We start from the raw sequence: 18,949 nt of genomic DNA, 5'->3' as shown, positions 1-18,949 counted from the left end.
GGGGAATACCACGCGCGACATGACCGCGACCACAGCGCCGTCCGCGCCCGCCCGAATAAGCTGACACCCGTGGAGCCCATCGAGCTGGACCGGGACGGCACCGTTCTGCACGCGCTGTGGCGGCAGGGCGCGGGAACCCCGCTGGTGATCATTCCCGGCGTGATGTCGGACGCGAAGAACTGGCGGCGCGTGGCCGACGCGATCGACCGCCCGGAGCCGGTCCTGATCCTGAACCGGCGCGGGCGGCAGCCCAGCGGCCCGCTCGGCGACGGCTACAGCGTCGACACCGAGGTGCTGGACCTGCTGGCCTGGATGCACCACCTCAAGGAGCCGGTGCGGCTGTTCGGCTGGAGCTACGGCGGCCTGATCGCGATCGAGACCGCGAACCGCACCCGCGCCGTCGACCGGGTCATCGCCTACGAGCCGATCCTGCGCCCGTTCGCCGCCCACGCGCTCCCCGTGCTCCGGGACGCGAGCAACGCCGATGACCTCGACCGCGTCGTCGAGATCGTCCACCGGGAGATCGGCAACGCCACGGAGGAGCAGGTCGCGGCGCTGCGGGCCACCCCGGCCTGGGAGCTGCTGCGCACCTGGGCCGCGCCGGTGGCCGGTGAGACGGCCGCGATCAACGCGTTCGCCCCGGCGTGGGAGGACATCACCGCGCCGGTCGATCTGATCGTCGGCGGGGAGAGCCGCGGCACGCCCTACCGGCAGTCTTTCGACATGGTCGCGGCGCTGCTGCCGGCGGCCGGGCTGCACACGCTGGAGAAGCAGGGCCACCTCGCGCACGCGGAGGACCCGGAGGCGCTGGGCGCGACGGTCACCGGCCTCATAGCCGCTCGCGCAGCGTGACGCCCGGGTTGAGGTGCTCCCACTCGCGGACCACCTCGTTCGGCACGGCGGCGATGCGGATCCGGTCGCCGCGGACGATGCGGGGGTACTGCTTCGGCACCAGGTACTCGCCGATCAGCAGGTTGACCAGCAGCAGGAGCACCACGGCGAACATGGCGACCGGCCCGATGACGTCGGTCCGGTCCGGGCGCATGATCAGCGACCAGGCGACCCAGGTGAGCGCGCTGACCCCCAGGACCAGCATCAGCGGTACGACGAGCCGGCTGCGGAACCGTTCCAGCGCGTAGCTGCGCTGGAGGATCTGGGCCTCCGACTCGGTGACCGGCAGCTGCAGGACCGCGGTGGTGTTGCCGGCGCGCCACAGCGGCAGGCAGGAGATCTCCGCGGTGCCGGCCGCGTACTCCCCGTCGAAGATCGAGCGGGGCGGCAGGTGCAGCTGCGACAGGTCGGTCCGCGCGATGACCACGGTGGCGGTGTCCATGGGTCCTCCCTCAAGAACAACACTGTAGGCATGATGGGGGCACGAAAACCCGCAATCGGGAGGAGTGCCGGATGACTCCGGTGACGGTGGCGCTGGTGGGCGCCGGGAGCCGCGGGCAGAACTACGCGGAGTGGATCGCGGAGCATCCGGACCGGGCGCGCCTGGTCGCGGTCGCGGACCCGATCGCCCTGCGCCGGGAGAGAACGGGCGGCACGCCGTACCCCCGTTGGCAGGATCTGGTGGCCGAAGGCCGCATCGCCGACGCGGTGATCATCGCGACGCAGGATCGCGACCACGTGGCCCCGGCCGAGGCGTTCGCGCGGGCCGGCTATCACGTGCTGCTGGAGAAGCCGCTGGCGCCGACCGCGGACGAGTGCCGCCGGATCGTGCGCGCGATCGACGACGCCGGCGTCATGCTTGCGGTGTGCCACGTCCTTCGCTACACCGCGTACACGGATGTGGTGAAGCGCGTCGTGGACGAGGGCACGCTCGGTGACGTGATGAGCGTGGAGCATCTGGAGCCGGTCGGCTGGTGGCACTTCGCGCACTCGTTCGTGCGTGGCTCGTGGCGGCGGGAGGACGAGTCCGCGCCGATGCTGCTGGCCAAGTCGTGCCACGACCTGGACTGGATCTCCTACGTGACCGGCCGCCGGATCGAGCGCGTGTCGAGCTTCGGCGGGCTGCGCCACTTCCGCCCGGAGAACGCGCCGGACGGTGCCGCCGAGCGCTGCCTGGACTGCCCCGCGGAGCCGGACTGCCCGTACTCCGCGCCCAAGCTCTACCTGCGCACGCTCCGGGAACGCGGGCTGCGCTGGCCGGTCAGCGTGATCACGGACGTGCCGGAGGAGGCGGCCGTGCTGTCCGCGCTGCGCGACGGCCCGTACGGCCGGTGCGTCTACCGCGCCGACAACGACGTGGCCGACAACCAGGTGGTGTCGATGGAGCTGACCGGCGGCGTGACCGCGTCGTTCACGGTCACCGCGTTCACCGCGCAGGACCACCGGCAGACCCGGATCTTCGGCACGCACGGCATGCTGACCGGCGACGGCGTACGCGTGAAGGTCCATGATTTTCGCACCGACACCGTGACCACGCTGGACTCCGCCGCGATCGGCGACGCCACCGCGGGCGGCGGGCACGGTGGCGGGGACGCGGGTGTGATGGACGCGTTCATCGCCGCGGTCGCGGCCGGCGATCCGTCGCTGATCCGCTCAGGGCCGGGCGAGTCGCTCGCCAGCCACCTTGCGGTCTTCGCGGCCGAAACAGCGCGTCACACCGGCACCGTGGTCACGGTTGACGCTGTGTGATGAGCAGTGGATGAGCTACCGAATGGACATCACGCTGGGTCACAATCGACGCATGTCGTGCAGTTGTTCGGTGGCGGGCCTGTCCCGCCCGTCGGGGCGCCGGTCGCCCGTGCGCACCTGTTCCCGCTGCCGGCGCTGGTCAGGCGCGTCCGCGCTCACGCCGCACGTGCCGGTGGCGATGACCGGCGCGAGCTCGTGCAGCCTAGCCGCGCACCAGCCGGGCGATCCGCCCCGCCTCTCCTGACGCCCAGCAGGCGCCGGGCACGCAGTCGACCGAGTCGAAGCTCCCGCCGTCGAACTCGGTCCAGGTCCGGCCGCCGTCCGCGCTGATCGAGCTGCCGGTCGGCCCGACCGCGAGCACCTTCGGGCCCGCCCAGGCCGCGCCGGAGCGGTACTCCCCCGGAGGCGCGGCCGACGCCGCCCACCCCGCGCCGCGGGTCACGGCCGCCCCGGAAGGTGCCGACTCCGGCACCGCGTAGTCGCCGCCGACCGCCACACCCTGACCGCCGGGCCCGAACGCCAGCGAGTAGATCCCCGCGGACGGCCCGGACGGCACCGGCGTGTCCGTCACCCGCCAGCTGCGTCCGTAGTCAACGCTGGCGAACACTCGGGCCGTGGCGCCGCCGCCGGTCGCGAACCAATAGCGCCCGTGCTCGCCCGCGACCAGGCAGGTGCCGCTGGCCGCGAACGCGAACTCACCCTCCAGCGCGGCCGGCAGGCGCGCGGGCAGCACGGACCAGCTGCGCCCGCCGTCCGCCGTGGACAGGATGCGGAACGCGCCGCCGACCGGGTCGGAGAGCGCCAGCCCGTGCCGGTCGTCCGTGAACGCCAGGCAGTCGTAGAACGCGGCCTCGTCCGGGTTGCGGAACGTCTCGGTCCAGGTGCGGCCGCCGTCGCCGGTCCGGTAGACGCGCGACTCCGCGCCCGCGCCGATGGACAGCGCCACGGCCCGCCGCGCGTCGAACGCCTCGATGTCCCGGAACTGCAGCGTCTCCGCACCGGCCGGGCCGACCGACTCGACGTGACGGCCGCCGTCCACGGTGCGCAACACCGTGCCCGCGCTGCCGCCGGCCCACACGACCTGCGGCGACACCACGGACAGGCCGCGCAGCCGCGCGGTGCTCCCGGTCTCGGTGAGCTGCCAGGAGGGGGATGGCGGCCCGCTCAGGGTCGAGACCGCCATGACCACCGCGAGAACCGAGTTCATGCCGCCGAAGCTAGCATGAGATCAATCGATGCGTGTGCCGCTGAACACGATGGACGGAATCGCGGCCGCGACCGCGCTCAGGTCCGCCAGCCGTCGCGGGATCCGGGCGATCCGCGCGTCCGGGATGACCGCCTCCGCATAGACCAGCGTGGACTCGACCACCGCCCAGTCGCGCACCCGGGCCTTCGCGGACGCGCGCCGCAGCGCCTCCGTCATCACCAGCGACTGCACCTCCGGCGGCATCACCCGGTCCGTGTCCGTGACGCTGAACGCGGCCGAGCAGGGCCGCAGCCGCAGCAGGAACACGGTCTCCTCGCGCCGCACCGCCACGCTGCCGGCGCCGAACGTGTACGCATGGTTGAACACGTCGAACGCCTGCCCGTCGATCTCACCGCTGAGCACGCGGGAGAACTCGTTGCCGGCCGCGTTCCGGCTCAGGCCGACGTTCGGGAAGCGGTCCTCCACCTCCGGGTCGTCCACCGTGTATCGCCAGCCGCGCTGCACGGCCAGCAGCTTGCGCTTGCCGGTGTCCGGCCCGGCGTCCTCGGTCGCCTCCCGCGCGGACCGGATCAGCAGCGCGAACCCGGCCACGGCCAGCACCAGGCCGACGCCGAGCGCGACGCCGCCCACCGCGTAGTCCCGCGTGCCGACCAACTCCAGCAGCCCCCAGAACGTGGCCAGCGTGCCACTGATCAGACCGAGCCACGCGACGACCTTGCCGATCATGCGGATGCCTCCTCAGCGACGCTGAGGATCCTTTCACCTGAATCCCCCGCCCGGAGGTGGCCGATTGCGCGCGCACCGGAAAAACACCCTCACGTGTTCAGCGGCCGCCGCGCGATCAGCAGCACGTGGGTGACCGGCCAGTCGAGCGCCGTGCCGTCCGGGCGGTGCAGCGACGCGACCGGAGCCAGGCGATTCTCCACGATCCAGTCGTTGCGGGTGGTGTGCGAGGCCGCGTCCACCTCGAACCCGACGTCGGTCAGCAGGCTCTTCCAGTCCGCCATCTCCAGCCCGCAGAACTGCTCCTGCGTCTCGGACTGCCAGTTGTCCGTGTAGTCCTTCCGGGTGAGGAAGTCCATCGCGTCGCCGAGCGTCAGCTCCACCTCGCCGTCCCCGACGTCCGTGAACGAGAACGGGAACCGGAAGTCCACCGCGAACTGGTCCAGCCGCGCCCGCGTGGACAAACCAGACATATATCCAGCAACATCGGCGGGGAGCTCCTTGCACGGCTCCGGCGGACTGTCACCGTCCGCCGTCGACAACCGCATCCGCACCAGCCGGTCCTTCCCGTCCGGCCCGCACACGTCGCTGTTGATCCACACGCCGCCCGGCACCGTGTGCGCGTAGATCGCGGCCACGAACCGCCGCAGCGACTCCATCCGCGCGCCGTAGGACCAGATCTCGTGCGTCAGCGCGAACGTCATCGTCGTGTCGATCGACCGCGGCGCGAACACCGCCCCGCCCAGCACGTTGCGGTGGTAGAAGAACACGTTCGGATTCGTGAACCCGCCCTGCGCCTTCCTGTGCACGCACTCCTCGAACAGGTGCCGCGCCACCTCCACGCCGATCAGGTCGCTCTCCCGCAGCGCCGGCTCCCGGTCCGCCTCCTCCAGCACCGCGCCCGCGCCGCACCCGACGTCCACGATCCGGCCCGGCCGCACGTACTCCCGGACCAGCCGCCACTTCCGGTCCGCGCCGGCCGCGAACGCCTCCACATACGTCCGGTAGTCGCGCGTCGCCGTCAGCCCGCCCTCGTCCCCGACCACCGGATCGTTGACCACCGCGCGCACCGACTCGACCAGCCGGTACCGCGCGAACACGTCCACGCTCGCCGGATGCGCCAGCTCCCGCCAGCTCTCGTCCCCGGCGGCCAGCCGCATCAGCACGTCCCACGGCCGTTCCGGCACCGTCTCCAGCGCGGGATCGTCCTCCACCGGCATGATCGTGAAGCCCAGCGCCGCGTACATCCCCGCCACCGCCGGCGTCGAGCACGCCACCACCGCGTTCTCCGGCGTCAGCTCCAGACCGGTCGCCACCTGCACGTTCTTCACGGTGACCTCGGCGAACCGGTCCGTCGGCGCGGTGTCGAACACCGGCACCACCAGCGAGCGCAGCCCCGTCATCGCGCTGAGCCGCTCGATTGCGGCCTCCCGCCGGTGATACGGCACCGGATTCCGCTTCGTGTTCTCGTGGTTCGCCGACGTCACGGCCCACACCACGGTCGCGTCCGCCGCCGCGCGCGTCAGAAACTCGGCCTGAAATCGCGTCAGCAGGTGGTGCCGCCCGGGAAACAGCAGGTAGTCCATCCGACCCTTCCTACTGCACCCACGTTGCAAAACCAAGATCAAACCCAGCCTTTCCCGCTTCCGGCGTGGCCGAGTTCCGCGCGCTCCCGCGGCCGGCGGATCCGTGGGTGGTCACCCAAAACCCGCACGGGCGATCACCACCCCGGAAAGGCTCGCCGGCGCCTGCGCACGGGCGCTCCGCACCCGACATTTCGCCATACTGGCCTTTCGGCGTCGAGGTTCGGCCTCCCCCGCGATCGAGCGGGCACTCCGTGCCCGAAATTTCATGAAATAGCGGTATGAGGCCCACCGCATCCTCACCCTGACGCCGGAAACTGATCGGAACATAGGCCCCCGCCACGAACCGAAGCCGAAGGACTTTCGCGCCCGCGAGGCGCCACCCGAAGGTGCCAGATGGAATCAGTAACGGTGCCGCCGCAGACACCTACCGCCGGACCGGCACCCCGCACAGTCGACCGCCACAGCCGAAAGGATCATTGGGTGCCGCAAAAACCAGGTCAACTCGCGCTGTTGACCTGGTTTTTGCGGCACCCAATGATCCATTCCGGCCAGGCGTCGAGGCCAAGCCGGACCCAGACTGCCCGCCGGGCCCATTGCGCCCGAAATATCGGCACATCGTCGACAGGAAGAGATCGTTGTCGCGCTCACTGCCCTTTCGGCGGGCTGAAGGGGCAGTGAGCGCAACAACGATCTTCCACGGACCGCACGAGCCGCATAGACCACCGGCCTTCGCCAGCTATGTCATGAAATTTCGGGCGAAGCGCGCCCGGACGAGGTCGCGGCCAGGCTGAACCCTGACGACAAAAGTCAGCAGTGGATACCTGCGCATGAAAGACACATAACCCGCCTGGCGGCGGGCGGGAGAGCAGGGATCTTCGGATCGACGCTTCGGGTGTCCGGCGCGGGCCGGGGTGGAACGCGGGAGGCCCCGCGTCACTCCGGTGGAGTGGCGCGGGGCCCGGTGGAACCGCGAGCGTCAGAAACCGCCCTGCGCGTTGCACTTCGCGTGCTGGTTGATGCAGTTGCGGACGCGCTCGGCCAGCGCCTGCGGCACCCAGGCGTTGAAGAAGTCGCCGTGCATGGAGTAACCGGTGCCGGACGAGAGCTTGACGCCCTCGGTGTCGGTGTTCAGCGGGTACGGCAGCATGAACGAGATCGACGGGATCGCGACCGGGAACTTGCCGGAGCACTTGCCGGTGTTGTCGGCCGGGCCGACGTGCGACTTGTGGTCCGGGCTGTCCAGGTGCACGCCGTCCCAGCAGTCCGGGAACGTGAGCTGGCGGATCAGCTCCGCGGTGGGCGCGCAGACCGGCCATTCACCGTTGGCCGTGCGACCGGTCTCGCCACCGTTGCCCGCGCACCAGAACTGGTTGTTCTGACCGGTGCTGGTCTGCTGCTTGGCGTCGCCGACGATCATGCGGAAGCCGGACGGGAACGGCACGGTCGCGGCGTAGTCCTTGAGGCGCGAGCCGTAGTAGACCGTGACCTCCTTCGGCATGACCGGCTTGCCGTCCTTGAGCAGCGTGGGCACCCAGTACGCGGAGAAGTCCTGCGTGGAGGGCTCACAGGTGGTGTTCTTCGACGCGAACAGCGACTCCGCCGTCGACGCCGCGCCCGTGCTCTTGTTGCCCCAGAACGTGTGGTCGTGCGACGCGCCCGCGATGCCGGGGAAGACGATCGGGTCGTCCGGCTTGGTGTGGCTGATCTTGCAGGAGGCGTGGAACTCCGGGACCATCCGCTCCTTCGGCGTCTTCGGCGTGATCGCGCGGAACGCGGCCAGTTCCTGCGCCCACGTCGCCTGGTCCATGACCACCCAGCCGTTGCCGGTCTGCGGCGGCGTGCCGGTCGGGGTCGGCGAGACCGAGACGGACGGGGAAACCGAGGGGGACGCCGGCACGGACGGGGAGGCACTGCCCGGCACGGAGGCGGACGCGGACGGCACGGCGCCGCCACGGGTGAAGCGCAGCCAGTTGATGTTCACGAAGTCGCTGCGGCTCTTGCTGACCAGGTTGACCACGACCGTCTGCGGGCCGCTGAGCGTGGTCGGGCTGTTCGCGGTGCCGGTCACCCAGCTCTGCCAGTTGCCGGTCTTGGTGATCGGGAACGCGGCCAGCAGCTCGCCGGTCTGGCTGCCCTGGCGCACCTCGACCGTGCCGCCGTCGGTGTTCGCGGACGCGACGCGCGCCTCGATGGTCAGCGGCGTGCCGGTCGCGCCGAGGTCGACCTTGTCGTAGCGCATCCAGTCGCCGTTGCTGAGCCAGCCGACGTTGCGGCCGCCGCCGGTGTCGCTGGTGCCCTCGGTCTGGGCACCCTGGTGCGCGGCGTAGGACTCGGCCTCGAGGACGCCGGGGATCCCGGTGCCGCTGCCGGCGTTCGCGGTCGCGACGAGCACGCCGCTGCCGACCACGGCCACCGCGACCGGTACCGCGAGCAGGAACCACCGCTTTTTACTCTTTTTTGCTGATTTATCCGGCGTAGACAGCGGAGCCGAGGGGTCGCTCTGCATGGTGAATGGCCTCCGGGCCGATATAAGGTGTGGGCGCCGCGCAGCGAGGTCAGTGCGCGCGGATGTTCCGGACGAGACTCTAGGGCCCGAGAGAGCGCTCTCACAAGTCGTACCGGCCGCCTTAAGACAAACCTAAGGGTGCACTGCGACCCGGCCACCGTCTGTGCAGAGACGGCGACCGGGCCGGGTGAATCAGTCCGCGCGGGCGGGTCCGGGCTGGATCCGGTCCCACCCGCACGGGGCCTGTCGGGTGCTCCGCACGACCCTGCCGGGGCGCGCAGCACCGCCCTATCGGGTGCGCAGCACCGCCACCGCGCGCGGTGGCAGCGGCGTGATGCTGCCGAGCAGCGGCTCACCGGTGACACCCGGCAGCTCGACCGGCACATCGGTCCGGTTGATCAGGAACCAGAACTCGCGGTCATCGCCGGTACGGATGGCCAGCTCGACCTGCCCGCGCGCCTCCTCCGGCAGCGGGCTGGCGATCCCGGCCGCCCGCAGCAGGTCCGCCAGCAGCGGCGTGAGCCCGTCCGGCCCGAGCCGCGTGGAGACGTAGGTGGCGGAACCCTCGGCGCCACCGCCGGGCGCGCCGTCATCAGAACCGGAACCGACCGCCGCCACGGTACGCCGCGTGATCGCCGCCCGCCCCGCGTGCTCGCCGGTCTTGTACCAGGCCAGCACGTCCACGTCCGCGCCGGTCACGTCGATCCGGTCGGTCCAGAGCGTGCCGTCCGCGCCGTTGTCCAGTGTGACGCTGTCGCCCTCGAGCAGCGGCCCGAACTCCTCGATCCGGATGCCGAGCAGGTCGCGCAGCGCGCCCGGATATCCGCCGAGCCAGATGTGGTCGTCCTCGTTCACGATGCCGGAGAAGTACGTGGTGACCAGGTGGCCACCGCCGGCGACGTACTCGGACAGCCGCGTGGCAAGCGAGGACGGCACCAGGTGCAGGATCGGCGCCACCACCAGGTCGTAGCCGTCCAGCGAGGCGGACACCGGCACCACGTCCGCCGGCACGCCGTTGGCCAGGAACGCGGTGTACCAGTCCAGCGCCTCCTGCCGGTAGCGCAGCCGGTCCGTCGGGTGCGAGTCGAGCTCGCTGGCCCACCACGAGTCCCAGTCGAAGAGGATGGCCGCGCGGGACCGCGCCTGATCCGTACCCGCGATGGGTTGAATGGTTTTCAGATCCTGACCCAGCTGGGCCACCGCGCGGAACACCGCGCTGTCCGTGCCCGCGTGCGGGAGCATCGCGGAGTGGTACTTCTCGGCGCCGGCCTTGGACTGCCGCCACTGGAAGAAGCAGACCGCGTCCGCGCCGTGCGCGACGTGGACGAGCGAGTCGCGGCCCAGCTCGCCGGGGCGCTTGGCCAGGTTGATCGGCTGCCAGTTGACCGCGCTGGTGGAGTGCTCCATCAGGAACCAGGGGCGGCCGGACGCGATGTGGCCGGTCAGGTTCGCGGAGAAGGACAGCTCGTCGAGACCCTGCGGGCCGGGCGTGTAGTAGTGGTCGTTGGAGACGAAGTCGACCTCGGACGCCCAGTCCGCGTAGTTCATGCCCTTGGTCTCGCCCATCACCATGAAGTTCGTGGTGATCGGCACGTCCGGCGTGATCGCGCGCAGGATCTCCCGCTCCGCGACCAGGTAGTCCTTGAGCGCGTCCGAGCTGAAGCGCTTGAAGTCCAGCTGCTGCGTCGGGTTCGGGTAGCTGGCGGCCTGGCGGGGCGGGAGGATCTGGCCCCACGCGCTGTACCGCTGCGACCAGAACGCGGTGCCCCAGGCCTCGTTGAGCCCGTCGATGGTCCGGTACCGGGCCTTGAGCCAGTCGCGGAACGCGTGCGCGGCGTCGTCCGAGTAGTCGTAGACGTTGTGGCAGCCGAGTTCGTTGCTGATGTGCCAGGCGGTCAGCGCGGGGTGGTTCGCGTACCGCTTGGCCAGCTCCCGGACCAGGGTGAGGGCGTAGGAGCGGAAGACGGGCGAGGTGGGCCGCCAGTGCTGCCGGGCGCCGGGCCAGAGCGTCGCGCCGGTGCTGTCGACCGGGAGGACCTCCGGGTGCGACGTGGTCAGCCACGGCGGCGGCGAGGCGGTGGCGGTGGCCAGGTCGACCGCGATGCCGTTGGCGTGCAGCAGGTCCATCGCGTCGTCCAGCCACGCCCAGTCGAACGTCTCCGCGTTCGGCTGGATGCGGGCCCAGGAGAAGATCGCGAGCGAGACGATGTTGACGCCGGCCTCGCGCATGGCGGCCACGTCGGAGTCCCAGACCTCACGGGGCCACTGGTCGGGGTTGTAGTCGGCGCCGAACGCCATCCGCGGGCCGGCCTCGGTACCGGGCCAGCGCAGCCACCGGTGTTCCACGTGTGTTGCTCCCTTGTGGTGGGTCTGTTCATGGCCGCGCCGGGCCCGTGACGGACCCGGCGCGGGGACAGCACGGACTTACTTGGCGGTGAAGCCCTGCTCGTTGCCGTACTTGATGGACGCGTCCTGCCAGGCCTTCAGGCCGTCCGCGAGCTTGGTGGGCGTGATGTACGCCTGGCCCGCGGTGTCCTTGAAGATCGAGTTCGCGTAGACCTGGAACGGCAGGTACTGCCAGCCCGGGACCACGGCCGCGGACGACGCGGCGAAGAGCTCGTTGATCTTCTGACCGCCGAAGTACGGGAACTCCTTGCCCTGGAACTCGGGCGAGTTGAGGTCCGCGGTGGTGGCCGGGAACGCGCCGTTGTCGATGCGGGTCTTCACGCCCTCACCGTTGGTCAGGTAGTCCAGGAAGCCGTACGCCAGCGCCTTGCGGGTGGAGGCCTCCATGACCGACATCGCGGAGCCGCCGTTCTCGGCGGAGGCGTTGCCGCCCGCCTCCCACTGCGGCATCTTGGCGACGCGCCACTTGCCGGCGCCGTTCGGCGAGCCGGAGACCAGGTTGCTCGGCATCCACGCGCCGACCACGAGCGTGGCGAGCGTGCCGTTGCCCAGCGCCTGGAACCACTCGTCGGTCCAGCCGGAGATGCTCGACAGCAGCTTCTCGTCGATCATCTTCTGCCAGAGCGTGGTGTACTTCTGCGCGCCGGCGTCCGCGAAGTTGATCGTGACGTCCTTCTCGCCGCTGACCGTGTACGGCTTGCCGCCGGCCTGCCAGATCATCGACGTGGTGGTGCCGGCGTCGCCGCTGTCCGAGGCGATGTAGACGTTCGGGTCCGCGGCGCGCAGCTTCTTGGCGGCCTCGTAGTACTGCTCCCAGGTCTCCGGCACGGCGATGCTGTGCTTGTCGAAGACCTCCTTGTTGTAGTAGAGCACCATCGGGCCGGAGTCCAGCGGCAGGCCGAAGACGCCGCCGTTGGGGGTGACGCCGTTCCACGGGCCGGGGGCGAACTTGTCCTTCAGCGCGGTGGCGCCGAAGCCCGCGATGTTCGCGACCTGCTTCTGCAGCGCGAACTGGGAGAGCGCGTAGTACTCGATGTGCGCGAGGTCCGGGACGCCCTTGCCGGCCTGGAGCGCGTTCTGCAGCGCCACGTACTGGTCCGCGTTCGTACCCGCGTTGACGACACTGATCTTGACCTTGGGGTACTTGGCCATGAACGCGTCCGCGGTCGGCTTGATCGTGGTGTCCCACGACCAGATCAGCAGCTCGCCGCCGTCCGTGAGCGCCTTGGTGACGTCGTCCGCGGTGACGGTCTCGCCCGCCGGCGCGTCGTCGTCGTTGCCACAGGCCGAGAGCGCCACCGTGGCGAAGGCCGCGGCGCCCGCAAGGCGCAGCAGGTTGCGCCGAGAGGTATACATCATTCCCGATAATCCTTCCGAAATTTTGTAACGGTGCCCTTGCGGAAAGTCACTCCTTGACGCTGCCGGCGGCCAGGCCCGACTGCCAGTAGCGCTGAAGGAGCAGGAAAGCGGCGATCAACGGAATGATCATGAGGAGCGATCCGGTGATCACCAGGTGGAAGATGACCTCGCCGCCGTTCGTCGTCGCCTGTGCGTTCCACGCGTTCAGGCCGAGCGTGAGCGGGTACCAGTCCGGGTCCTTCAGCATGATCAGCGGCAGGAAGTAATTGTTCCAGGTCGCAACCGTGGTGAAGAGCAGAACCGTGACGATGCCGGGGGCCAGCAGGGGGATGCCGACCTGGAAGAACGTGCGGAACTCGCCGGAACCGTCCACCCGCGCCGCTTCCAGCAGCTCCGTGGGGATCGCGTCGTTCGCGAACGTCCACATCAGATAGAGGCCGAACGGTGAGATCAGCGAGGGGATGATGATGGCCCAGGGCGTGTCCGTCAGGCCCATCTGGCTGAACATCAGGAACGTCGGGACCGCGAGCGCCGTGCCGGGCACCGCGACCGCGCCGATGACGACCGCGAACACGCCGCCCCGGCCGGGGAAGTTGAACTTCGACAGGCCGTAGCCGCCGAGCACGGCCAGGAACGTGGCGCCACCCGCACCGGCGACCACGTAGAGCAGCGTGTTGAGGAACCAACGACCGAAGATCCCGTCGTTGTACGTCAGCGTCTGCACGATGTTGTCCCACAGCAGGAACTCACCGTCCGCGAACCACAGGCCGAACGAGTTGGTCAGGCCGGCCCGGCTCTTGGTCGCGTTCACGATCAGCCAGAACAGCGGCACGATGCTGTAGAGCAGGATGATGCCGGTCGCCAGCGTGAGCGCGAGGCTCTTCCTCGGCTTCGTGCTGTAGCGCTTGATCTTCTTCGGTGCCTGCGTCTTCTGGAGAGTTGTCGTCACCGCTCAGCTCCCCTTCCGCATGCCGCGCAGCTGGATCACGTAGGCGATGATCATGGTGACCAGGCCCATGATGATCGCGATGGTCGCCGAGTAGTTGTACTGCTGGCCGTTGAAGGACAGCGAGTACGCGTAGTAGTTCGGCGTGAAGAACGTGGTGATCGCGTTCGGCGCGAGCTTCTGCAGAATCGACGGCTCGGTGAACAGCTGGAAGCTGCCGATGATCGAGAAGATCGTGGCGATGACCAGCGCGCCCCGGATCGCCGGGAGCTTGATCGAGCGGATGATCCGGAACTGGCCGGCACCGTCGATCTCCGCGGCCTCGTACAGCGAGTTCGGGATGACCCGCAGCGCGCTGTAGAAGATCAGCATGTTGTAACCCACGAACTCCCAGGTCACGATGTTGCCGATGCTGGTCAGGATCCAGTCCGGCCCCAGCGGTGCGGGGATGTTGATCCCGAAGGCCTCGTTGATGTTGCCGACCAGGCCGAACTGGTTGCCGTACATGAAACCCCACATGATCGCGGCGACCACGGCGGGAACCGCGTAGGGCAGGAAGATCGCGATCCGGAAGAAGTTCGCCCCGTGCAGCCGGCCGCTGTCGATCGCGAGCGCGGCTACCAGCGCGATGCCGAGCATGATCGGCACCTGCACCAGCAGGAAGATCGCCACCCGGCCCAGGCCGTCCCAGAAGTTCGGGTCGGTCAGCGCCTGCTGGTAGTTCTCCAGGCCGACGAACGAGGTGCCACCGATCAGCCGCGTCTTGAACAGGCTGATGTAGATCGAATATGCGATCGGAGCGAGGAACACCAGCGTGAAGACCGCCATGAACGGTCCTACGAACTGCCACCCGGTCCACGACCGCCTGCGGCGCGGCTTCACCAGCGCCGCTTGCGCCGTAGTCATCCCATGTACCCCCTAGCAACACTGCTATGTTTGCGCAAACATACAGCTCAGTTCGTCGCGGTTCACCAGGGGTCGGAGGTTTCGATCCGGTAAAGCCTGTGACGGCAGTGCAATGTTTACGTAAACATCGTGCGGTGATAGTTTCACCACGTTAACGGCGCGTCAAGAGTTAGGCGGCAGGGTTGTTCTCCTCGGAAAATCCTGAGAGCACCGGGCCCCAGCGGCGCAAACGAGGTGTCTCGATGGCCGACGTCGCCCGTCTCGCGGGCGTCTCGGCCCAGACCGTCTCGCGCGTCTCCACCGGGCACCCCGGCGTGATCGACTCCACCCGCGCGCAGGTGCTCGCCGCCATGAAGGAGCTCGGCTACCGGCCGAACAGCGCTGCCCGCGCGCTCAAACGCGGCGAGTTCCGCACCATCGGCGTCCTGCTCTTCACGCTCGCCACCACCGGCAACAGCCGCACCGTCGAGGCGATCGCCAACCACGCCGCCCGCGAGGGCTACGCGATCACCATCATCCCGGTCGCCGCCCCCACCCAGGACGGCGTGCTCGGCGCGTTCACCCGCCTCGGCGAGCTCGGCGTCGACGGCGCGATCGTCATCCTCGAGGTCCACCTGCTCGACTCCACCCGCATCACGCTGCCGCCCGGCGTCCAGGTCGTGGTCGTCGACTCCGACGCCGGCGACACCTACACCGTCGTCGACACGGACCAGGCCGACGGCGCCCGCCAGGCCGTCCGCCACCTGCTCTCGCTCGGCCACGCCACGGTCCACCACGTGACCGGCCCCGCGTCGTCCTTCGCCAGCGAACGCCGCGCCGACGCCTGGCGCTCCGTGCTGGCCTCGTTCGACCGTGCCGCCCCCGCGCCGATCGTCGGCGACTGGTCCGCCGACTCCGGCTACGCCGCCGGCCTGCAGCTCGCGGACGATCCGTCCTGCACCGCGGTCTTCGCCTCCAACGACCAGATGGCGCTCGGGCTGCTGCGCGCGTTCCAGGAGCGCGGCCGGAACGTACCCGGCGAGATCAGCGTGGTCGGCTTCGACGACATCCCCGAGGCCCGCAACTTCCTGCCACCGCTGACCACAGTGCACCAGGACTTCGCGGAGATGGGACGCCGCTGCGTCCAGACGGTCCTCCGCCAGATCCGCAACGAGGTCACCACACCCGGCACCACGCTCGTCCCCACCCGCCTCGTCGAACGCTCCAGCACCGCTCCCCCGCCGTCCCTCTAGGCGGCGCCGCGCCGGCCGGCCAACCGCCGGCCGCCCGGTCGCGCACGACGCCGCGCTTCGGCCGGGCGTCGCGCCACAATAGACTCTGCGCCCGGCGATCCCTTGTCTCCCGTGCGTGCAGCCCGAAGACGCCCAGATCCGGGTATTTCCTGCTTCCGGCGTGGTCCGGCTTGCCCGCCCCCGCGTGCCACCGACGCCACCGACGCCACCGACGCCACCGACGAGCGTGCGGGCCAACCCAGGGACAACCCCAAACCCCGTATTCCCGCTTCCGGCGTGGTGGCGGTCCGCATGCTCCCGCGGGCAAACCTCGCTGCGGGCAAAGTCTCCGCTGGCGCTCCGCTTTCCCCTCCGCGTCGGAGCCGGTCCCGCCGTGGTCCCGAAAGAGCCGCGACCCCCGCCGCTGCTCGCGTCCCGGCCGCGGCCTCCGTCGGCGAGCAGGGCGACCTCTCCTCGGGTCGGCGCCGCTACACCTCGGGACTCGGTGTGATCACGGGGCCACCGTACCGGCGCGATTCTAGCAGTTTCGAGACATCATGTCTTGATTTGGTGGCCGTGATTCCCGCAACGAGACACGGTGACTCGTTATCGCCTACAGTTTCGATACACGATGCACCGAAACCTGGAGGGCAATCATGCGTGTATTCGTCACCGGCGCGACCGGCTGGATCGGCTCCGCCACCGTCGACGAGCTGCTGTCGGCCGGCCACGAGGTGGTCGGCCTGGCCCGTTCGCCGGAGAAGGCCGCCGCACTCGAGGCCAAGGGCGCCACGGCACTACTCGGCGATCTGGACGATCCCGGCTCCCTGCGCCGTGGCGCGGCCGGGTCCGACGGCGTCGTTCACCTGGCCAACAAGCACGACTGGTCCGATCCGGCCGGGTCGGACCGCGCCGAACGCGCCGCCGTGCAGACCATGCTCGACGCGCTGGCCGGCAGCGATCGGCCGTTCATGGTCGCCAATGCGCTCTCCGGACTGGTCAAGGACCGTGCCGCCCTGGAGACCGACGCGTCGCCCGAGGTCGGGCCCGGATCCGACCGCGGCGGCAGCGAGAACCTGACGCTCGAGTACGCCGACCGGGGCGTCCGCGCGATGGCCGTCCGGTTCGCGCCGTCCGTGCACGGGACCGGCGACTGGGGCTTCGTCACGTTCCTGGCCGATGCGGCCCGGCGGCAGGGCGCCTCCGGCTACCTCGGCGACGGCAGCACACGCTGGTCGGCCACGCACCGCACCGACGCCGCCCGGCTGGTCCGGCTCGGTCTGGAATCCGCGCCGGCCGGGACCAGGTTGCACGCGGTAGCGGAAGAGTCGGTCAGCACCCGGGAGATCGCCGAGGCGCTCGGGACCGCACTCGGCCTGCCCGTGGTCTCCGTCCCGCCGGAGGATGCGGACGCGCACTTCGGCTTCGTGGCCTCGTTCTTCGGCCTGGACATGACCGCCTCCAGCGCCCGCACCCGCGAGCTGCTCGACTGGACCCCGACCGGCCCGACCCTGATCGAGGACATCCTGTCCGGCGCCTACGGCACCGCCCGGGACGCGCGGAGCGGCGGGGTGTGACGGTGGCCCCAACCGTTGCGCCACTAGACCGATCTGTCTAATCTCGGGAACGACTAGATAGATCGGTCTACTCAATCGAGGTCCGTATGACGCCCACCGAAACCCTGGAACGACGCGACACGGCGGTGACCACCGCACCGCAACGGGCGGGGACCGGCACGCTGATCCTGCTGGCCTCGATCGTGGTGTCGTTCCTGGCCGCGTCCAGCGCGCCGACGCCGCTCTACGCGACGTACGCCGCGAGCTGGCACTTCTCGCCGATCACCACCACCGTCATCTTCGGCGTGTATGCGATCGCGGTCCTGCTCGCGCTGCTGCTGCTCGGCCGGCTGTCCGATCACGTCGGTCGCCGCCCGGTGCTGCTCACCGCGCTGACGCTGCAGGTGGCCGCCATGACGCTGTTCATCACCGCGGACGGGATCGGCGCGCTGCTCGTCGGCCGCGTGCTGCAGGGGATCGCCACCGGCGGCGCGCTCGGCACGCTGGGCGCCGCGATGATCGACGTCCACCGGACCAGGGGCACGCTGGCCAACTCGACCGCGCCCGCGCTCGGAACCGGCCTCGGCGCGCTCACGTCCGGCCTGGTCGTGCAGTTCCTGCCCGCGCCCACTCGGATGATCTACGCCCTGCTGATCGTGGCCTTCGCCGCGCAGGCGGTCGGCGTGTGGCGGATCCCGGAGTCGCGCGCACGCGGAAACGGTCTGCGGAAGGCGCTCACCCCGCAGGTCGGCGTGCCCCGCCACCTGCGCGCGCACGTGCTCACCGCGATCCCGGCGCTGTTCGCGGTCTGGTCGCTCGGCGGGTTCTACGGCTCGCTCGCGCCCGCGCTGGTCCGGCACATGTCCGGCTCCGACTCAGCGGTCTTCGGCGGGCTCGGGCTGTTCGTGCTCGCGGTCGCCGGCGCCGTCGCCACCGTGCTGTTCGATCGCACTCCCCCGCGTACCGTGATGATGTCTGGAATTGGCCTGTTGACCGTCGGCGCGGCCGGCACGCTCGCCGCGATCGGCCTGGACTCCGTGGCCGCCTTCTTCGCCGGGACGCTGGTGGCGGGCGCGGGCTTCGGCGCCGCGTTCCAGGGGGCGTTGCGCACGGTCGTGCCGCTGGCGGAGCCGCACGAGCGCACCGGGCTGCTGTCCGTGCTCTACATCGTGTCGTACCTCGGGATGGGCCTGCCCGCGGTCGTCGCCGGTGTGCTGGTCGTGCACGGTGGTGGACTGCTGTGGACCGCGCGGGGATACTCACTCTTCGTCATCGTGCTGGCCGGCGCCGCGCTGGCCGGCCTGATCGGGAACGGGAGACGCACACGATGAGGACGCCCGCGCGCCAGCGCCTGCTCGACGCGGCCGAGGAGCTTTTCTACGCCGAGGGCGTCCACACGGTCGGCATCGACCGGGTGATCGAGCACGCCGGTGTGGCCCGCGGCTCGCTCTACAACGCGTTCGGCAGCAAGGACGAGCTGGTCAGAGCATATCTGCAGCGCCGGGCGGACCGGATGTTCGCGCGCATCGAGGCGGCGGTGGAGCGGCAGGAGTCGGCACGGGACCGGCTCCTGGCGATCTTCGACGCGCAGGCGGACTGGCTGGCGGCCCCGACCTACAACGGGTGCGCGTTCGCGCGCGCGGCCGCGGAGTCGCCGCCGGACGGCGTGGCCATCGCATGCAGCCGGGAGTACCGGTCCCGCCTGATCGCGCTGCTCACGACGCTGGCGACGGAGGCGGGCGCGCCACAGCCGGCCGATCTGGCGCGTCAGCTGCTGCTGCTCTACGACGGCACGGCGAACGCGGGCCGCTACGAGCGCACCACGATCGCGGCGGTGGCGAAGGCCGCGGCGTCCGCGATCGTCGAATTGGCCCTCGACCCGCAGTCCACCCGCTCCTAGCGT

The 18,949-nt window shown here is 70.2% G+C and carries 15 protein-coding genes; 6 read left to right on the top strand and 9 right to left on the bottom strand.

Annotated elements, in window-relative coordinates; all coding sequences use genetic code 11:
• Positions 1 to 69: 69 nt before the first annotated feature.
• On the top strand, positions 70 to 852 hold the full coding sequence (locus OP04_RS04890) for an alpha/beta fold hydrolase (protein ID WP_198153719.1): 783 nt from the start codon (positions 70 to 72) through the stop codon (positions 850 to 852).
• On the opposite strand, the gene OP04_RS04885 is transcribed toward OP04_RS04890, so the two are convergent.
• Positions 830 to 1,333, bottom strand: a complete 504-nt coding sequence (locus OP04_RS04885; RefSeq protein WP_033338265.1) for a hypothetical protein — start codon at positions 1,331 to 1,333, stop codon at positions 830 to 832. The genes OP04_RS04890 and OP04_RS04885 overlap by 23 nt on opposite strands.
• 71 nt (positions 1,334 to 1,404) lie before the next feature.
• Between OP04_RS04885 and OP04_RS04880 the strand changes: the two genes are divergently transcribed.
• Positions 1,405 to 2,640, top strand: coding sequence for a Gfo/Idh/MocA family protein (locus OP04_RS04880; protein WP_033338264.1), 1,236 nt, complete (start codon positions 1,405 to 1,407; stop codon positions 2,638 to 2,640).
• A gap of 202 nt (positions 2,641 to 2,842) precedes the next feature.
• On the opposite strand, the gene OP04_RS04875 is transcribed toward OP04_RS04880, so the two are convergent.
• The 8 genes from OP04_RS04875 to OP04_RS04840 form a co-directional block, all read right to left on the bottom strand.
• Positions 2,843 to 3,847: a beta propeller repeat protein gene (locus OP04_RS04875; RefSeq protein WP_033338263.1), complete on the bottom strand. Its 1,005-nt coding sequence runs from the start codon at positions 3,845 to 3,847 to the stop codon at positions 2,843 to 2,845.
• 21 nt (positions 3,848 to 3,868) lie between these two features.
• Entirely contained in the window at positions 3,869 to 4,573 is a 705-nt protein-coding gene (locus OP04_RS04870) for a hypothetical protein (RefSeq protein WP_033338262.1), read from the bottom strand.
• 89 nt (positions 4,574 to 4,662) lie between these two features.
• A complete protein-coding gene (locus OP04_RS04865) occupies positions 4,663 to 6,156 on the bottom strand; it encodes a class I SAM-dependent methyltransferase (RefSeq protein ID WP_033338261.1) in 1,494 nt (497 codons plus the stop codon).
• Between the two features lie 976 nt (positions 6,157 to 7,132).
• On the bottom strand, positions 7,133 to 8,569 hold the full coding sequence (locus OP04_RS04860; protein WP_232323479.1) for a DUF1996 domain-containing protein: 1,437 nt from the start codon (positions 8,567 to 8,569) through the stop codon (positions 7,133 to 7,135).
• Positions 8,570 to 8,950: 381 nt separating this feature from the next.
• Positions 8,951 to 10,960: a beta-galactosidase gene (locus OP04_RS04855; RefSeq protein WP_051797146.1), complete on the bottom strand. Its 2,010-nt coding sequence runs from the start codon at positions 10,958 to 10,960 to the stop codon at positions 8,951 to 8,953.
• 126 nt (positions 10,961 to 11,086) lie between these two features.
• Positions 11,087 to 12,427 (bottom strand): ABC transporter substrate-binding protein, encoded by a 1,341-nt coding sequence (locus OP04_RS04850; protein WP_033338259.1) that lies wholly within the window; start codon positions 12,425 to 12,427, stop codon positions 11,087 to 11,089.
• A gap of 46 nt (positions 12,428 to 12,473) precedes the next feature.
• Complete coding sequence (locus OP04_RS04845; protein ID WP_051797100.1) at positions 12,474 to 13,376, bottom strand: carbohydrate ABC transporter permease; 903 nt, start codon at positions 13,374 to 13,376, stop codon at positions 12,474 to 12,476.
• A gap of 3 nt (positions 13,377 to 13,379) precedes the next feature.
• Entirely contained in the window at positions 13,380 to 14,279 is a 900-nt protein-coding gene (locus tag OP04_RS04840) for a carbohydrate ABC transporter permease (RefSeq protein ID WP_033338258.1), read from the bottom strand.
• A 242-nt stretch (positions 14,280 to 14,521) separates the two neighbouring features.
• On the opposite strand from OP04_RS04840, the gene OP04_RS04835 reads away from it, so the two are divergent.
• The 4 genes from OP04_RS04835 (at position 14,522) to OP04_RS04820 (ending at position 18,946) form a co-directional block, all read left to right on the top strand.
• Positions 14,522 to 15,511, top strand: a complete 990-nt coding sequence (locus tag OP04_RS04835) for a LacI family DNA-binding transcriptional regulator (RefSeq protein WP_033338257.1) — start codon at positions 14,522 to 14,524, stop codon at positions 15,509 to 15,511.
• Positions 15,512 to 16,146: 635 nt separating this feature from the next.
• The gene (locus OP04_RS04830; protein WP_033338256.1) at positions 16,147 to 17,067 is read left to right on the top strand and encodes an SDR family oxidoreductase; all 921 of its coding nucleotides are present in this window, start codon (positions 16,147 to 16,149) and stop codon (positions 17,065 to 17,067) included.
• Between the two features lie 86 nt (positions 17,068 to 17,153).
• Positions 17,154 to 18,377: an MFS transporter gene (locus OP04_RS04825; RefSeq protein WP_051797099.1), complete on the top strand. Its 1,224-nt coding sequence runs from the start codon at positions 17,154 to 17,156 to the stop codon at positions 18,375 to 18,377.
• Positions 18,374 to 18,946 (top strand): TetR/AcrR family transcriptional regulator, encoded by a 573-nt coding sequence (locus tag OP04_RS04820; protein ID WP_033338255.1) that lies wholly within the window; start codon positions 18,374 to 18,376, stop codon positions 18,944 to 18,946. Before OP04_RS04825 ends, OP04_RS04820 begins: the two co-directional genes overlap by 4 nt.
• The last annotated feature ends 3 nt before the right edge of the window (positions 18,947 to 18,949 follow it).

This window comes from Catenuloplanes japonicus (genome assembly GCF_000717135.1).
Taxonomy (GTDB): Bacteria; Actinomycetota; Actinomycetes; order Mycobacteriales; family Micromonosporaceae; genus Catenuloplanes; species Catenuloplanes japonicus.
The sequence above is the reverse complement of the archived record's forward strand: the minus strand, read 5'-3'. Positions and strand labels throughout refer to the sequence as shown.

Excerpts from the sequence above, each read along its gene's own strand:
- OP04_RS04885 (WP_033338265.1), bottom strand. The coding sequence starts at position 1,333 with ATGGACACCGCCACCGTGGTCATCGCGCGGACCGACCTGTCGCAGCTG.
- OP04_RS04855 (WP_051797146.1), bottom strand. The coding sequence starts at position 10,960 with ATGGCGTTCGGCGCCGACTACAACCCCGACCAGTGGCCCCGTGAGGTC.
- OP04_RS04840 (WP_033338258.1), bottom strand. The coding sequence starts at position 14,279 with ATGACTACGGCGCAAGCGGCGCTGGTGAAGCCGCGCCGCAGGCGGTCG.
- OP04_RS04875 (WP_033338263.1), bottom strand. The coding sequence starts at position 3,847 with ATGAACTCGGTTCTCGCGGTGGTCATGGCGGTCTCGACCCTGAGCGGG.
- OP04_RS04865 (WP_033338261.1), bottom strand. The coding sequence starts at position 6,156 with ATGGACTACCTGCTGTTTCCCGGGCGGCACCACCTGCTGACGCGATTT.
- OP04_RS04880 (WP_033338264.1), top strand. The coding sequence starts at position 1,405 with ATGACTCCGGTGACGGTGGCGCTGGTGGGCGCCGGGAGCCGCGGGCAG.
- OP04_RS04850 (WP_033338259.1), bottom strand. The coding sequence starts at position 12,427 with ATGATGTATACCTCTCGGCGCAACCTGCTGCGCCTTGCGGGCGCCGCG.
- OP04_RS04820 (WP_033338255.1), top strand. The coding sequence starts at position 18,374 with ATGAGGACGCCCGCGCGCCAGCGCCTGCTCGACGCGGCCGAGGAGCTT.
- OP04_RS04830 (WP_033338256.1), top strand. The coding sequence starts at position 16,147 with ATGCGTGTATTCGTCACCGGCGCGACCGGCTGGATCGGCTCCGCCACC.
- OP04_RS04835 (WP_033338257.1), top strand. The coding sequence starts at position 14,522 with ATGGCCGACGTCGCCCGTCTCGCGGGCGTCTCGGCCCAGACCGTCTCG.
- OP04_RS04825 (WP_051797099.1), top strand. The coding sequence starts at position 17,154 with ATGACGCCCACCGAAACCCTGGAACGACGCGACACGGCGGTGACCACC.
- OP04_RS04870 (WP_033338262.1), bottom strand. The coding sequence starts at position 4,573 with ATGATCGGCAAGGTCGTCGCGTGGCTCGGTCTGATCAGTGGCACGCTG.